Source organism: Amantichitinum ursilacus, assembly GCF_001294205.1.
GTDB classification, from domain to species: Bacteria; Pseudomonadota; Gammaproteobacteria; order Burkholderiales; family Chitinibacteraceae; genus Amantichitinum; species Amantichitinum ursilacus.
Genome location: NZ_LAQT01000004.1, coordinates 115,541 through 130,564, shown reverse-complemented (window position 1 = coordinate 130,564; position 15,024 = coordinate 115,541). Strand labels below are relative to the sequence as shown.

At 56.7% G+C, this 15,024-nt stretch carries 13 protein-coding genes and 3 tRNA genes; 10 read left to right on the top strand and 6 right to left on the bottom strand.

The features are described from left to right. Positions 1 to 26: 26 nt before the first annotated feature. The 5 genes from alr (at position 27) to WG78_RS07295 (ending at position 3,199) form a co-directional block, all read left to right on the top strand. Positions 27 to 1,097, top strand: coding sequence for an alanine racemase (alr, locus tag WG78_RS07315; protein WP_053937170.1), 1,071 nt, complete (start codon positions 27 to 29; stop codon positions 1,095 to 1,097). Positions 1,098 to 1,300: 203 nt separating this feature from the next. After that, positions 1,301 to 2,527: an aspartate kinase gene (locus tag WG78_RS07310; protein ID WP_053937145.1), complete on the top strand. Its 1,227-nt coding sequence runs from the start codon at positions 1,301 to 1,303 to the stop codon at positions 2,525 to 2,527. Between the two features lie 317 nt (positions 2,528 to 2,844). Then, positions 2,845 to 2,938: transfer RNA gene (locus tag WG78_RS07305), tRNA-Ser, on the top strand. 62 nt (positions 2,939 to 3,000) lie between these two features. Next, positions 3,001 to 3,077 (top strand) — tRNA-Arg (locus WG78_RS07300). A gap of 46 nt (positions 3,078 to 3,123) precedes the next feature. Further along, positions 3,124 to 3,199 (top strand) — tRNA-Glu (locus WG78_RS07295). 475 nt (positions 3,200 to 3,674) lie between these two features. Here the strand turns inward: WG78_RS07295 and WG78_RS07290 are convergent. Further along, positions 3,675 to 4,121 carry a c-type cytochrome gene (locus WG78_RS07290; RefSeq protein WP_161805080.1) on the bottom strand — a complete coding sequence of 149 codons (447 nt, stop codon included), beginning with the start codon at positions 4,119 to 4,121 and terminating at the stop codon, positions 3,675 to 3,677. A gap of 35 nt (positions 4,122 to 4,156) precedes the next feature. Beyond that, a complete protein-coding gene (locus WG78_RS07285) occupies positions 4,157 to 4,648 on the bottom strand; it encodes a hypothetical protein (RefSeq protein WP_053937143.1) in 492 nt (163 codons plus the stop codon). A gap of 360 nt (positions 4,649 to 5,008) precedes the next feature. On the opposite strand from WG78_RS07285, the gene WG78_RS07280 reads away from it, so the two are divergent. The 4 genes from WG78_RS07280 to WG78_RS07265 all read left to right on the top strand — a co-directional run bounded on the left by WG78_RS07280 (position 5,009) and on the right by WG78_RS07265 (position 9,888). Continuing rightward, positions 5,009 to 5,563: a DUF4337 domain-containing protein gene (locus WG78_RS07280; RefSeq protein WP_053937142.1), complete on the top strand. Its 555-nt coding sequence runs from the start codon at positions 5,009 to 5,011 to the stop codon at positions 5,561 to 5,563. A gap of 43 nt (positions 5,564 to 5,606) precedes the next feature. Beyond that, entirely contained in the window at positions 5,607 to 7,340 is a 1,734-nt protein-coding gene (locus WG78_RS07275; RefSeq protein WP_053937141.1) for an ABC transporter permease, read from the top strand. A 66-nt stretch (positions 7,341 to 7,406) separates the two neighbouring features. Beyond that, complete coding sequence (locus tag WG78_RS07270) at positions 7,407 to 8,726, top strand: ABC transporter ATP-binding protein (RefSeq protein ID WP_053937140.1); 1,320 nt, start codon at positions 7,407 to 7,409, stop codon at positions 8,724 to 8,726. 1 nt (position 8,727) lies between these two features. Continuing rightward, positions 8,728 to 9,888, top strand: a complete 1,161-nt coding sequence (locus WG78_RS07265; protein ID WP_053937139.1) for a cation diffusion facilitator family transporter — start codon at positions 8,728 to 8,730, stop codon at positions 9,886 to 9,888. 11 nt (positions 9,889 to 9,899) lie between these two features. On the opposite strand, the gene WG78_RS07260 is transcribed toward WG78_RS07265, so the two are convergent. The 4 genes from WG78_RS07260 to WG78_RS07250 all read right to left on the bottom strand — a co-directional run bounded on the left by WG78_RS07260 (position 9,900) and on the right by WG78_RS07250 (position 12,587). Continuing rightward, a complete protein-coding gene (locus WG78_RS07260) occupies positions 9,900 to 10,547 on the bottom strand; it encodes a response regulator (RefSeq protein WP_053937138.1) in 648 nt (215 codons plus the stop codon). 104 nt (positions 10,548 to 10,651) lie between these two features. After that, positions 10,652 to 10,816, bottom strand: a complete 165-nt coding sequence (locus tag WG78_RS22045; protein WP_083458852.1) for a DUF1328 family protein — start codon at positions 10,814 to 10,816, stop codon at positions 10,652 to 10,654. Between the two features lie 245 nt (positions 10,817 to 11,061). Continuing rightward, positions 11,062 to 11,997, bottom strand: a complete 936-nt coding sequence (galU, locus tag WG78_RS07255) for a UTP--glucose-1-phosphate uridylyltransferase GalU (protein WP_083458845.1) — start codon at positions 11,995 to 11,997, stop codon at positions 11,062 to 11,064. A gap of 35 nt (positions 11,998 to 12,032) precedes the next feature. Next, positions 12,033 to 12,587, bottom strand: coding sequence for a DUF4142 domain-containing protein (locus tag WG78_RS07250; RefSeq protein WP_053937137.1), 555 nt, complete (start codon positions 12,585 to 12,587; stop codon positions 12,033 to 12,035). Between the two features lie 245 nt (positions 12,588 to 12,832). Here WG78_RS07250 and glgX point away from each other — a divergent pair, with 245 nt between their 5' ends. Further along, positions 12,833 to 15,010 (top strand): glycogen debranching protein GlgX, encoded by a 2,178-nt coding sequence (gene glgX, locus WG78_RS07245; RefSeq protein ID WP_053937136.1) that lies wholly within the window; start codon positions 12,833 to 12,835, stop codon positions 15,008 to 15,010. The last annotated feature ends 14 nt before the right edge of the window (positions 15,011 to 15,024 follow it).

The window sequence follows — 15,024 nt, the reverse complement described above, 5'->3', positions numbered from 1 at the left end:
CTGCCACCCAACCTGACCCCCACACCATGACCCGCCCCATCCAGGCGTTGATCCACAGCGCCGCGCTGCAACACAACTACCAACTGACCCGGCAACTGGCGCCCGCCAGCAAGACTTTTGCAGTGGTTAAAGCCAATGCCTATGGCCATGGTTTGCAACGTGCGGCGCAGGCTTTATATAACGCTGACGGTTTTGGCATTCTGGAATTTGATCGCGCCGTGGCATTGCGCGATTGGGGTTATGCCCAGCCGATTCTGTTGCTGGAAGGCGTATTCAGTCAGGCCGAATTGATTGCAGCGGCCCAGCATGATTTTAGCGTGGCGATTCATCAGCCCATGCATTTGCAATGGCTGGAAAATGCAAAGTTGGCGCGCCCACTCAATATCTTTTTAAAACTCAATACCGGGATGAACCGGTTGGGTTTTCCGGCGGCGCAAGCGCGTGAGATTGCCGCGCGGCTGCAGCGCTGCGCCAATGTGGCCAGCGTGACGGTCATGCAGCATTTCGCCACCGCCGATGAACCCGAGAAGGGCATCGCCAAACAAATGGCCAGTTTTAATGCCGCGACGCAAGGGCTGGATCTGCCGCAGTCGCTGGCCAATTCCGCCGCGACTTTTGCCTGGCCCGAAACCCATCGCCAATGGAACCGCCCCGGTATCGTGTTATACGGTTCATCGCCGTTTGCGCAACGCAGCGCGCATGATCTGGGCCTGCGCGCCGCGATGACGTTGCAATCCGAGCTGATTGCCATCCAGCAACTGCAACCGGGTGATCAGGTGGGTTATGGCGCAACGTTTACCGCCGACCGCGCCATGCGCATCGGGGTGGTGGCGTGTGGTTATGCCGATGGTTATCCACGCGTTGCGCCCACGGGTACGCCGCTGGTGGTCGACGGCGTCGCCACGCGCCTGGTGGGGCGGGTGTCGATGGATATGTTGACGGTGGATTTAACCGCCGTGCCCGACGCGCACATCGGCAGCAAAGTGGAATTATGGGGACAACACCAGCCCATTGATGCCGTGGCCACTGCGGCCGGCACGCTGGGTTATGAATTAATGTGCGCGGTTACCACCCGCGTACCGTTTGTAGATGCCTGAGCCGGAGCGATCCTGCGGCCGCGTTTAAAACACGGGTTGGACTTGCATGCTTCGCCATGGCGATGGCAATGTCTGACCACAAGGCTCGCAAGAGCCATGCTTCAAGCAAAAACCAGACTCGAAAAAGCATGGGTTGTTCTTTAGAATGACCCGCTTTATCAAATAATTTACAACTTCGTATTCATCAACCAGCAGGTTGCATCATGGCATTGATTGTCCAGAAATACGGTGGCACTTCGGTCGGCTCGCCGGAGCGCATCAAAAATGTGGCGAAGCGCGTCGCCAAATTTAAAGCGCAAGGACACGATCTCGTGGTCGTGTTGTCGGCCATGAGCGGCGAAACCAACCGCTTGATTGCGCTGGCCAAAGAGATTCAGGCCACCCCCGATCCGCGTGAGCTGGATGTGATTGTGTCCACCGGCGAACAAGTCACCATCGGCTTGCTGGCCATGGCGCTGAAAGAACTGGGCCTGGAAGCCCGTTCGTATACCGGTGGCCAGGTCAAGATCCTGACCGATAGCGCGTTTACCAAAGCCCGCATTCAGTCCATCGACGACGAAAACATGCGCGCCGATCTGAATGCCGGTCGCGTGGTCATCGTCGCGGGCTTCCAGGGCGTGGACGCAGAAGGCAATATCACGACCTTGGGTCGGGGCGGTTCCGACACCACCGGCGTGGCGCTGGCCGCTGCGCTGCGTGCGGACGAATGCCAGATTTACACCGACGTCGACGGCGTCTACACCACCGATCCGCGCGTGGTGCCCGAAGCCCGCAAGCTCAAGACCATCACCTTTGAAGAAATGCTGGAAATGGCCAGCTTGGGTTCGAAGGTGTTGCAGATTCGTTCTGTTGAGTTTGCCGGCAAGTACAACGTTAAATTGCGCGTGTTGTCGTCCTTCCAGGACGAAGGCGAGGGCACGCTGATTACCTTCGAGGATGACAGCAACATGGAAAAACCCGTCGTTTCCGGCATCGCATTCAACCGTGACGAAGCGCGTATCAACGTGATCGGTGTGCCGGACAAACCCGGTATCGCTTATCAGATTCTGGGCCCGGTTGCCGATGCCCTGATCGACGTCGACATGATCATCCAGAACGTTGGCCAGGATGGCACCACCGATTTCAGCTTTACCGTGCCCAAAAACGACCTGCCGCGCACGATTAAAGTCCTGGAAGGCGTGCAGAACCATATCGGCGCCAAGAGCGTGTCGGGCGACGACAAGATCTGCAAGATCTCGATCGTAGGCGTGGGCATGCGCAGCCATGTGGGCGTGGCTTCCACCATGTTCCGCACGCTGGCGGAAGAGGGCATCAATATCCAGATGATCTCCACCTCGGAAATCAAGATTTCGGTCATCGTGGACGAAAAGTATCTGGAACTGGCCGTGCGCGTATTGCACAAAGCGTTTGGTCTGGATCAGGCCGCCTGAGCGTTTAGTCAGTCATTTCGGTATATCCGATAAAACAGCCCCTTGTAGCGCGATTAAACACCGTAGCTGCAAGGGGCTGTTTGTTTGTGTACGACGGCAAAACCAATTGGGCGATGCAATTTGTGATTGCTGTAATCACCGAATTGCAATAATTGATGTGCGTTTGCGCTGGGCGAAGGCCCGGCCTTTATGGCCCGGATTTTTTCGCCAGAATTGTTTTGCTTTAGCAATCAAGCGATTGAGGTTTTTATACAGATTAATTGATGCGTTTTGTTGACGGCTTGGGGGTTGCACGGTATTATCCCGCTTCCCTTGACGGAGACGTGGATGAGTGGCTGAAATCACTTCCCTGCTAAGGAAGCATACGGGCTTAAACCTGTATCGAGGGTTCGAATCCCTCCGTCTCCGCCAGCGGACTTACTCGCAGGCGGTTCGCAAGTGTAGTAAGAAGTAGTAAAGCAGCAAATGACAGTGCACCCGTAGCTCAGTTGGATAGAGTATCTGGCTACGAACCAGAGGGTCGGGCGTTCGAATCGCTCCGGGTGCACCATCATTCCCTTGCTGTTGTCCTTATTGCTTGAATGCAATATCGCCTCGTCCCCATCGTCTAGAGGCCTAGGACACCGCCCTTTCACGGCGATAACCGGGGTTCGAATCCCCGTGGGGACGCCAATATATCTGTTGGCTACTGCGCGGACGCATCTTGAAGTCGGGCGGTACTCGCAATCCTCATGGCCCGCGTGGCCACTCCGGTTGCTCCGTTCCGGCGGCCTTCAACCTGCGACCGCTCGCTACGCCCTCACCATCGCTGAACTTCCCCGCTGCTGAATCGATTGCTGCTTATTTGCGGGCATTTGCGCAATGCGCTTCGCTGTTGCGGCTTGCTTCGCTCGCCATGTCAAAACCGTTGGCCCTCGTCGAATGCCGCATTGCTCCCCTGCATACCGTCCTTCCTGCACCAGGCCAACAAAGCCGCACATCCTGCCCGCAACATCCAGCTAACAAAAACCCAATCAAAACCGGTCTCGTTTTAGCACGCGCGGTTTGCCCAAGTAACCGAGCAGCAACGCCAGGCCCGCACACCCTAAAAAAACAAAGCCGGACATGACAGCATCAAGTCCGGCTCGGTGTTCACGCGCGCGGCAGTTTAAAAGTCGCGGAACTGCTTATGGCATTCGGTGCAGCGGTTTTCCACGGCGTCAAAGGCGGGACGGATCTGGGCGGGATCGCGGGTAGCAGCTTTTTGCTTGAGCTGGTCAGTAGCGTCTTGCAGGTTCCTGGCGTCGCGGTCGAAGTCGGCGCGGTTCAGGTTGATGGTGCCTGCTTTGGCTGCGGTTTTGCCTTCGTCTTTACCCAATTCGGCAAACCATTGCCACGGTTGATGCGCCAACGTCTGCAATTGCGCGGCATCGGCTTCAAATTTGTCGGCCTTCCAGTCAGATTCACCACGCAGCATGTCGCGCATGTCCTGACTGGTATGCAGCATTTGCTTGAAGACTTGTTTGCGCTTGTAAACCGGCGAATTCGGATCTTCGTGACTACAGGCGGAGAGTAGGGATACACACACCAACAAACTAACAATTCGAGCGGTCATTGAATGCATTTCTGTTTATGAGATAAATCGGTGGTTCAATGCGGCGACGGCCGGGCCAGACGCCGCATGCGGCGGCGCCATTTGCGTAACCGCAGCCGCCAGGGGCGGGACCGGTTACGCGCCCAGCGTCGCGCGCGGGCTATCCATATATAAATACGCCGGTACATCGGCACTTTACGCAACGCGGGCCGGCAAGCGCGTTCGATGACGGCCACCAGGCCTGCTTCCAGCAATTTGGTCGCACTATACAGCAGCCCGCCGCTAATCCAGTGATGCCGGGCAATCCAGTAATACGCCAGGATTTTGGGTGGCTCAAACGCGATAAACAGGGCGCTGACCACGATCATCGCCTGCCAGGGCGGGCGACGTGACAACCATGCAAATGACCACAAGCCCAGGCGCCGCCACAACGGCAATGTCAAAAACGCTTCCACCATCGGGCGCACATGCGTCCAGAGCCAGGCTTGCAGCTCGATCAACAAGGCCAAAGGCAAGCTAAACCAGGTGGGGCGACGGGTATAAGGCACGTGGGGCAGGCCAGGGGCGGATACAAAATCTGATTCTAGCTGCAGCAAATGCGCTCGGCCCGCACGGCACTTAATAAATTCGGCGGCTGATCGGTCCTTTTCCGGGGCTATGCCCTGTAAAAGCCGGTCAGGCCGGGAGAGAGGGCCAGCCTGCCGGATAAGAACGATCAGGGAAATGCACCTGAACAACGCGCCGCGTTCACGCCGCGATGACAGGACTTATTACCAATTGGCAGTTTCAGGAGATCGGTGGCGCAAGGTGGTCGGTGATCGCCGCAACTATTTGTCGTTGTCAGGTAAACCGCAGGATGCTTACAGCGTTGAGTGGGGCTGACCACCAGATATGCAGGGATTAAGGCAATGGATGTGGATGTATCGGTAGAAAGTGGCGAGCGTCGGTTAAACCAATGGGTGGGCCTGACTGTATTGATCCTGTCAGTGATCATGGGCATGGCCAAAATCAAGGACGACAATATCGTCCAGGCCATGCAGCAAGCCAAGATGCAGGCGCTGGACACATGGAACGAATATCAGTCGACCCGGCTTAAACGTCATCAGCTTGAAAACACCGATCTGCTAATATCGGCGCTTTCGTCCGCCGCGCCCGCACAGCAAGCGCGCGCGACCCTGGCCAGCCAGATGGCGCACTACGATAAAGAAGTGCCGCAATTACGCCAGACCGCGCAGGCGCAAGATGCGCTGTACGACAAACTAAACTATCGGGATGACCAGTTTGATCTGGCCGACGCGCTGTTAAGCATCGCCATCGCCATGGCTGGCGTCACCGCGCTGACGCACCTGCGCTGGCTGATGGCGGTGAGCTGGGTGTTTGGCGCCACGGGCACAGCTTTTGTGGTGGCCGCTTTTGCGGGTCTGCCGTTACACCCGGACTGGATTATCGCGGTTCTGACCTGAACGCCGCCGCGGCGCGGTCCCGCTTGCAATAAAGAGAACAACAATGATGAACCTGGATCGCTTCCAGTTTTTGCCGCGCCGTGTGGTCGACACCGGCAACCGTTGGGATTGGGCGCTGCTGCCGTTGGTGCTGAGCGCGCTGATTCTGCTGGGCTATGGCGCCAGCCAGATGGCCACGCCGTACCAGGTGGGCACGCAATTGCCCATTACGCTCGACCCGATCTGGCTGCCGTATTACCTGCTGCGCACCATGTTGCGCATGTTTATCGCGCTCGGTTTTTCGCTGGTATTTGCCTGCGTATTTGCCGCGCTGGCAGCCAAGGTGCGTGCGGCCGAGAAAGTCCTGATTCCGATGCTCGACATTCTGCAGTCGATTCCGGTATTGGGCTTTTTGTCGATTACCATCACCGGCTTTATCGCTTTGTTTCCCGGCAATCTGTTGGGCGTGGAATGCGCCTCCATCTTTGCCATCTTCTGCTCGCAAGCGTGGAATATGGCGTTCAGCCTGTATCAATCGTTCCGCACCGTGCCGTCCGAGCTACAAGAAGCCTCGCGCATTTTTCAGCTCTCCGGTTGGCATCGCTTCTGGCGGCTGGAAATGCCATACGCCATGCCCGGTCTGCTGTGGAACATGATGATGTCGATGTCGGGCGGCTGGTTTTTTGTGGTCGCCTCCGAAGCCATTTCGGTCTCCAACCAGAACATCAAGCTGCCCGGCATCGGCTCGTATATCTCCGCCGCCATCGAAGCGCGTAATCTGGGCGCGATCGGCTGGGCCATTCTGGCAATGCTGATCGGCATTCTGTTATACGACCAACTGTTCTTCCGCCCGCTGTTGGCGTGGGCCGACAAATTCCGCTTTGAAGAAACCGGCAGCACCGGCGGCCAGTCGTCCTGGTTGCTGACGTGGCTGCGCCGCACTGATCGCATGCAGAACATGATGTTGCGCGGCTTTTCGGTGATTGATCGCACCTTTGTTTATTTTCGCAAAAAGCATGACGGCACCTCGATCATGTCGCGCCAGCGCACGCATAACAGCACGGCAGAGCGCGTGTGGGATGCCGTCATTGCAGCGTTGACCTTGTTTGCCATTTATCGCTTGTCGCACTTCATTCTTGGCGAAGTCGGTATTGCCGAAGTGGGCCATGTGTTCTTGCTGGGCTTTTACACCTTGCTGCGCGTGATGATCCTGATTGCATTGGCCGCCGTGGTCTGGGTGCCGGTGGGCGTGTGGATCGGCATGAATCCACGCTGGGCGGATCGCTTGCAGGCGGTTGCGCAGTTTCTGGCCGCATTCCCCGCTAACCTGACCTTTCCGTTGGCGGTGGTGGTTATCGTCAAATTCAATCTGCACCCGGATATCTGGCTGTCCCCGCTGATCATTCTGGGGACGCAGTGGTACATCCTGTTTAACGTAATCGCGGGCGCATCCAATATCCCCACCGAATTACGCTATGCGGCACGCAATCTGGGTCTGACGGGTTGGCTGAAATGGAAGCGCTATATGCTGCCCGCCGTATTCCCCAGTTTTGTGACTGGCGCGATTACCGCAAGTGGCGGCAGCTGGAACGCCAGCATCGTTTCGGAATACGTGACCTGGGGCAATACCACGCTCGAAGCGCATGGCCTGGGCAGCTATATCGCGCATATGACGGCAGTGGGTGACTTTCCGCGCATTGCGTTGGGCATCGGCGTGATGTGCGTGTTTGTGATGGGCCTGAACCACTTTGTCTGGCGCCGCCTGTATCGGCTGGCCGAAGAGCGCATGCATTTCTAAGCGCCGCGCACAAGCAACCCTAAGTAGCACCCCACTGAATACACCGCGGCAGGCGGGAGAACCAAGATGGCAAATGCATTGATTGAATTGAAAGGCGTCGGCAAATCGTTCCGCTCGGCCGATGGCACACAGCGCGCCGTGCTGGAGGATGTCGACTTCACTTTGGCCGAAGGCGAAATCGTGGCCTTGCTGGGTCAGTCCGGCTCGGGCAAATCCACCTTGTTGCGGCTGATGGCGGGGTTGATTCCGGCGGATGATGGCTCGGTGCATTATCGCGGCCAGCCCATCTATGGCCCTACGCGTGGTGTGTCGATGGTGTTCCAGTCGTTTGCGCTGTTTCCATGGCTGACCGTGCAACAGAACGTGGAGCTGGGCCTGGAAGCGCGCGGCGTGCCGCAAGCCGAGCGCGAAGAACGCGCCGAAAAAGCCATCGAGCTGATCGGCCTGTCCGGCTTTAATGGCGCTTTGCCGCGTGAATTATCCGGCGGCATGCGCCAGCGCGTCGGCATCGCCCGCGCCTTGGTGGTCGAGCCCGATATCCTGCTGATGGACGAAGCGTTTTCCGCCCTTGATGTGTTGACTGGCGAACAACTGCGCGACGATATGCTGGAGCTGTGGGAAAGCAAACAAACGCCCATGCGCGGCATTCTGGTGGTATCGCACAACATCGAAGAAGCCGTGCTGATGGCCGATCGCGTACTGATTTTCGCCAGCGATCCGGGCCGTGTGCGCGCCGAACTGCGTATTTCGTTGCCGCGGCCGCGTAACCCCGAAAGCGTGGAAGTGCGCAGCCTGATCGACGAGGTCTACGCCTTGATGACGGCCCGCACCCGTGCAGGCAAAACTACGGAAGGCGCCAGCGATCTGCATCTGGCTTATCGCCTGCCGGAAGCCGACGTCAGCCGCATGGAAAGCTTGCTGGAAATGCTGTCCGAGCCGCCCTTTAACGGCCGTGCCGATTTGCCGGCCTTGGGCGAAGAAACCGAGCTGACCGATGATGAGCTGCTGCCGCTCACTGATGCGCTGCATTTGTTGGGCCTGGCGCAAGTGGCACATGGCGATATCGCTACCACGCCTTTGGGCCAGCGCTACGTGCAGGCCGAAAACACCGAGCGCCAGGAAATCTTTGGCACGCAGTTACTGGCGCATGTGCCACTGGCCGCGCATATCCGGCATAGCCTGGAAAGCAGCGATTCGGGCGAGTTGCCAGAAGAGCCATTCTTGCGCATGCTGCGCGAGTCGATGGACTCGGACGAAGCAGAACGTGTGCTCAAGGTGGCCATCGAATGGGGCCGTTATGGCGAAGTTTATGAATACGGTTTCCACACCGGCCTGATCCGCTTGCCGGAAGAAGACGAGCCGGTAACCGAAGAGGCAGAAAGCTGATTTGTCACGCGTCGATTTAAACCGCGAAACCGCATCGCTGAGCAGCGAACAACGCCAGGCCATAGCCTCGCGCAGCAGCTGGGTCAGCGTGTGGGTCAATATCTGTTTGACCATCGGCCAATTGGTGACCGGCGTGTTTGCCCATTCGCAAGGCTTGATCGCGGATGGTTTGCATTCCTTGTCCGATCTGCTGTCGGATTTTGTGGTGTTGTTTGCTAATAAACACAGCCACAAAGCCGCCGACGCCGATCACCAGTATGGCCACGCGCGCTTTGAAAACGCCGCCTCGCTGGCCTTGGGCGGCTTGCTGCTCAGCGTGGCTGGCGTGATGTTGTATCGCGCGGTTGAACGCATCCAGGATCCGTCCAGCATCCCGGCCGTGCATAGTGTGGCGCTGTGGGTGGCGGTGGCGGCCATCGTCGCCAAAGAAGGTCTGTTTCGTTACATGATGCGTGAGGCCAAACGCGTCAATTCCAGCATGCTGATGGCAAACGCCTGGCACGCGCGTTCCGATGCGGCATCGTCGCTGGTGGTGGCTTTGGGCGTCATCGGCAATATGCTGGGCTTTCCGGTGCTCGACCCGTTAGCCGCCATTATCGTCGGCGTACTGGTGGGGCGCATGGGCTGGAGCTTCGGTTGGGACGCGCTGAACGACCTGATGGACCGCGCTTTGCCGCCGCCGCAAGTCGAAGCCATCCGCAAGGTGCTCGAAGACACACCCGGCGTGTTGAATGCGCATGATCTACGCACGCGCAAGATGGGCGATTCCGCTTTGGTCGACGTGCATCTGGAAGTCGATGCGCATATCAGCGTCAGCGAAGGCCACCACGTGGCCGTGTTGGCGCGCCGCGCGGTGCTGGCGCAGTTTGATGTGCTGGATGTGCAAGTGCATATCGACCCGCGCGAAATGGATGCTCCGGCCGATGTGCCCTTGCCGACGCGACGCGATGTGGTCAGCGCCCTTAGCGAAATGTTGGGCGATGTGGAGCAGGGTGGCTGGCAGGTGGTGCTGCATTACATTAACGGTACGCTGGAACTGGAATTACGTTTGCGCGCAGGCCTGCAGATTCCGTCTCCGGCCAGCATTGAACACCATCTGGCGACGGCCTTGCATTGCCCGGTCAAAGTGAGTGTGTGGCAAGCGTCGGGCGCGGTGGCCTGACCCTGGCGTGCTTATTTGACGATGCCGACGCGAATCGCGTAGCGGATCAGATCGGCGTTTGAGCCAAATCCCATCTTTTGCAGAATACCGCTGCGATAACTGCTGACCGTCTTGGCCGAAAGATTGAGTTCTTTGGCAATCTGCATCGGGTCTTGCCCGATCGCAATGCGATAAAAAATCTGGAATTCACGCGCGGACAGTGTTTCGTGCATCGGGCGGTCGCTGGACAAGGTCACCTGGCTCACCAACTGGTTAAGCGTGGCGTCGCTTAAATAATGATTGCCCGAAGCCACGCGGCGAATCGCGCCCGTCAGCGCGGCAGGCGGATCGGATTTGCTGATAAAACCTTTCGCACCGGCGCGCAACATGCTGATCGCGTAAAGGCTTTCGGGATATTCGCTAAAGATCAGCACGGCGGGCGCCGGCTCGATCTGGCGGATGGCATGCAATGTATCCAGACCGTTTTTACCGGGCATGGCGATGTCCAGCAAGATCACGTCATATTGATGTTTGCGCAGCAAAGAAATCACTTCATCGCCACTGGCGGCCTCACCGGTCACCTTTAAATCAGGCTCGGTGTGGATTGAGTCGGCGACGCCCAGGCGCACGATAGGATGACTATCGGCCACCAGGATGCGAACGTGATCTGGAGCGGTCATGACTTCCCTGTACTTGGTGCAAAACCATCACTAACAATAGAAAACCGCCAGGGGCCGTGCCAGTAAGGGCACTTGCGCCTGGCGGCTAGCTCATTACAACCTCGTTACCACCCTCGCATAAAGCCCAGCACAACGCTGACGAGGAAAATAACCAGGAACAAGAAGAACAGAATACGAGCGATATCTGCGGCGCCTGCTGCAATTCCACCGAAGCCGAAGACGGCAGCAATAATGGCGATAATAAAGAATACGACGGCATAATGAAGCATGATCATTTCCTCCTGGTACGATTAAGGTTGTCCAATATTGTTTCCGGACTCCACGCTTTGCATTCTAAACATTAGCCATTAAAAACCCATTGAGTCAGGGCTGATAAAGCGGTCGGTTGCGTCCTACAATTTTCGTCATCTGATCGGGACATAAAAGCGATTTGTCTGACAAGAACATCAATCAATAATATTGAGGTAATAAATACAAAAAGGCGGGTTTAATCCCGCCTGTAATTGCATAACCGTTAAAGGATTGATGTACCGCCAGCGCCCGGATCGTCCACGGGAATGCGGTGCGGCGTGTAGGGCAGGTTAACGCCCAGATAGCGCGCAAATGCTTCACCCAGGTCGGGATGGCGCAGGCCATAGTCGACGGTGGCGCATAGATAACCCAGCTTGCTGCCGCAGTCGTAGCGCTCGCCCTCAAAGGCGTAGGCGCGAATCGGGCTGCCTTGGCGGCGCAAGGTTTCAATCGCATCAGTTAACTGGATTTCGTCACCTTTGCCGGGCGTGGTTTGCGCCAATACTTCAAATATCTCCGGCGTAAAAACGTAACGTCCTACAACGCCGAAATTGGAGGGCGCATCGGCCGGGTCGGGTTTTTCAACAATGCCATCCAGCGAATATAATCGGGGCGCCAATTCCGAGCCCGAAATAATGCCGTATTGTTTGGTGTCTTCAGGGGGTACGGATTGCATGCCAATTACGCTGCACGCATGTTCTTCATAAATATCGAGCAATTGGCGGATTGCCGGTCTTTCGGCATCAATCAAATCATCGGCCAGAATCACCACAAACGGTTCATTACCCACCAACGGTTGTGCGCATAAAACGGCGTGGCCCAAACCGCGTTGTTCCACCTGGCGCGTGTAAGTAAAACTCAGATTATCGGGAATCACCGACTGGATTTGCTTGAGCAATTCCTCTTTGCCATGTGCGGCCAGTTCGGCTTCCAGTTCATATGCTTTATCAAAATGGTCTTCGATATTGCGTTTGCCGCGCCCGGTGATAAAGATCATTTGCGTAATGCCCGCCGCCGCCGCTTCTTCCACGGCGTACTGGATCAACGGCTTGTCCACGATCGGCAGCATCTCTTTAGGCGACGCCTTGGTCATCGGCAAAAATCGGGTGCCGAAACCCGCGACCGGGAAAACCGCTTTGCGTACAGGCTGCGCAGGCATGATCCTTATCCTCCAGAGTTGTAATGAGTGTCTTGTTATTCGCTGCGCGAGTTGGCCAGCAACTTACGCGCCATCGACAACTGATCATCAAGAATCGGCATCGACGTTTGTGCCATCGATTTGATATCGGCGTCTTTGCCGTGCTCGGTTTCATCCATATACAGCGTCTGCGCGTCCAGCTTTTTCTTGGCGACGCCCAGGCTGAGATAGTCGTGCTCAAACATCGGGCTCTTTTGGGTCTTTAAATGCTTGGCCAGCGTCAGCGCTTCGGCGTCGGGTTCGGTCGGCAGCACAATGCCTTTGTTTTTGGCCAGCTTGTCCAGCGCCTGCAAATGCGCTTGCTGCAGCGTAATAATCTGCTGCGCAAACGCTTTTACTTCGGGGATGCTGGATTGGGTTTGCGCAATCTGGCCCAGTTGGATATCGGCATTGGCATAACGGGCAGCGGATTCCAGAAACTTGATATCGGGTGCGGCCACCGACGGGTTGGCGGCTTGCGTGGCAGAGGCGGGGTCTTCGGTGTGCGCGATTTCCACTGCGCCCAGCCCGATGATGGCGGCAAGCACCGCGGCTTCGAGTGCGAGTTTCATGGCGTGCTCCTGTGCTGCGCTTTAATGATGGAACCATGCTAGGCGCGCAGGGTCGTCATCGCCGTCAAGCACGCACGCAAGCTCACGTAGTCGCAACCAGACGCCGCGTGTAAGGCCCGCGACTACAGCTGCCCGGGCAAGTAGGCGCATTCCTATAGTCTTATCCTCTTGCGCTCAATTGTTGCAGTGCGGGGCTTCGCGCACAGTTGCGGGCAATCTCACAACGACTTCGGCAGGCTTCACAAATGGTGACATCCAGCACCCGTATGACTGAAGGCAACCCGGGCCCACGCGGCGCCACCTGGGACGGCAAAGGCGTTAATTTCGCGCTGTTTTCCGCCCACGCCACCAAGGTGGAGCTGTGCATTTTTGATGAAACCGGCACCAAAGAAATCGAACGCATCGAGCTGCCCGAATTTACCGATGAAATCTGGCATGGCTATCTGCCCGATGCAGGCCCCGGTCTGGTGTATGGCTATCGCGTGTATGGCCCTTACGATCCGCAAAATGGCCATCGCTTTAACCACAACAAATTGCTGCTCGACCCGTATGCGCGCCGCCATCTGGGCGAACTGAAATGGGCGCCCGAGGTATTCGGCTACACGCTGGGCCATGACGACGCCGATCTGAGCTTTGATGAACGCGATAGCGCGCCATTTGTGCCGAAATGCGTGGTGGTGGATAGCCAGTTTGAATGGACCCAGGAAAGCGCCGTGCGCGTGCCTTGGGAACACACCGTGCTGTACGAATTGCATGTGCACGGCTTTACCAAAATGAATGAGAAAGTGCCGGAAAAACTGCGCGGTTCGTTTGCCGCGCTAACGCAGCCGGATGTTATTAAATACATCAAGGATCTGGGCGTTACCTCGGTGGAGCTGTTGCCGATTCATTCTTTTGTCAATGACAGCTATCTGCTGGATCGCGGTCTGACCAATTATTGGGGCTATAACACGCTCGGCTTTTTTGCCGCCGACCCGCGTTATTTCTCCAGCGATTCGATCAGCGAATTTAAAGAGATGGTCAAGCAATTCCACAAAGCTGGCCTCGAAGTGATTATGGATGTGGTTTACAACCACACCGCTGAAGGCAATGAACTGGGCCCGACGCTCAGTTATAAAGGCATTGATAACGCCAGCTACTACCGTTTGATACCGGATCAACGCCGCTATTACATCAACGATACCGGCACCGGGAATACCGTAAACCTGAGCCATCCGCGCGTGGTGCAAATGGTGACCGACAGCCTGCGTTATTGGGCCACCGAAATGGGCGTAGATGGTTTCCGCTTTGACCTGGCCACCATTCTGGGCCGCGAAGATTATGGCTTTGACGAAAGCTGCGGCTTTTTGCAGTGCTGTCGCCAGGACCCGATTTTGTCCAGCGTTAAATTGATTGCCGAGCCGTGGGATTGTGGCCCGGGCGGTTATCAAGTTGGCGGTTTTGCGCCGGGCTGGGCCGAATGGAATGACCGTTATCGCGATACCGTGCGCAGTTTCTGGAAGGGCGATGAAGGCAAATCGCCGGAATTGGCCACGCGCCTGACTGCTTCGGGTGATTTGTTTAATCAACGCGGCCGCCGCCCGTGGGCCAGCGTCAATTTCATCACCGCACATGACGGCTTTACGCTTAACGACCTGGTTTCGTATAACGACAAGCACAACGAAGCCAATGGCGAAAACAATCAGGATGGCAGTTCCAACAATCATTCGTGGAATTGCGGCGCAGAAGGCGAGACCGATGATGAAGGCATCATCACGCTGCGCGAGCGGCAAAAGCGCAATATGTTGGCCACACTGCTATTAAGCCAGGGTACGCCGATGTTGTTGGCGGGCGACGAATTCGGCAATACGCAACATGGCAATAACAATGCCTATTGCCAGGACAATGAAATCAGCTGGCTGAATTGGGCAGGCATTGATGACAAGGGCGCGTCGCTGCAGCGCTTTGTTAAAAAGCTGATCCTGTTGCGCCAGTCGTTTCCGGTATTGCGCCGTGGTCGCTTTTTGACGGCCGAATGGAATGACGAGCTCAAAACCAAAGATGTAACCTGGTTGTCGCCTGCTGGCGAAGAGCTGACCGGCGAGCAATGGGGCGAAGGCAATATGCGTTGCTTTGGCATGTTGATCGACGGCCGCGCCGCCGTCAGCGCCATCATGAAACCGGCCGCCGATACCACGCTGTTGCTGGTGTTTAATGCCTGGCACGATCTGGTCGAATTCAAATTGCCTGATTTTGAATCGGACAAACAATGGACCTGCCTGATCGATACCAATAATCCGGAGCCGGAATCTTTGCCCACCTTTAATGGCGGCGATCAATTCCAGGTAACGGGCCGTTCGTTTGTGTTGTTCCGTCGTGAAGCACAAGGCGATACCGAAGATTTTTCGCGTTCGGTAGAACACAAGCTGCTGGGCAAGGCGTAAGCGGCGTGTTGAAT

Excerpts from the sequence above, each read along its gene's own strand:
- alr (WP_053937170.1), top strand. The coding sequence starts at position 27 with ATGACCCGCCCCATCCAGGCGTTGATCCACAGCGCCGCGCTGCAACAC.
- WG78_RS07310 (WP_053937145.1), top strand. The coding sequence starts at position 1,301 with ATGGCATTGATTGTCCAGAAATACGGTGGCACTTCGGTCGGCTCGCCG.
- WG78_RS07290 (WP_161805080.1), bottom strand. The coding sequence starts at position 4,121 with ATGACCGCTCGAATTGTTAGTTTGTTGGTGTGTGTATCCCTACTCTCC.
- WG78_RS07280 (WP_053937142.1), top strand. The coding sequence starts at position 5,009 with ATGGATGTGGATGTATCGGTAGAAAGTGGCGAGCGTCGGTTAAACCAA.
- WG78_RS07275 (WP_053937141.1), top strand. The coding sequence starts at position 5,607 with ATGATGAACCTGGATCGCTTCCAGTTTTTGCCGCGCCGTGTGGTCGAC.
- WG78_RS07270 (WP_053937140.1), top strand. The coding sequence starts at position 7,407 with ATGGCAAATGCATTGATTGAATTGAAAGGCGTCGGCAAATCGTTCCGC.
- WG78_RS07260 (WP_053937138.1), bottom strand. The coding sequence starts at position 10,547 with ATGACCGCTCCAGATCACGTTCGCATCCTGGTGGCCGATAGTCATCCT.
- WG78_RS22045 (WP_083458852.1), bottom strand. The coding sequence starts at position 10,816 with ATGCTTCATTATGCCGTCGTATTCTTTATTATCGCCATTATTGCTGCC.
- galU (WP_083458845.1), bottom strand. The coding sequence starts at position 11,997 with ATGCCTGCGCAGCCTGTACGCAAAGCGGTTTTCCCGGTCGCGGGTTTC.
- WG78_RS07250 (WP_053937137.1), bottom strand. The coding sequence starts at position 12,587 with ATGAAACTCGCACTCGAAGCCGCGGTGCTTGCCGCCATCATCGGGCTG.
- glgX (WP_053937136.1), top strand. The coding sequence starts at position 12,833 with ATGGTGACATCCAGCACCCGTATGACTGAAGGCAACCCGGGCCCACGC.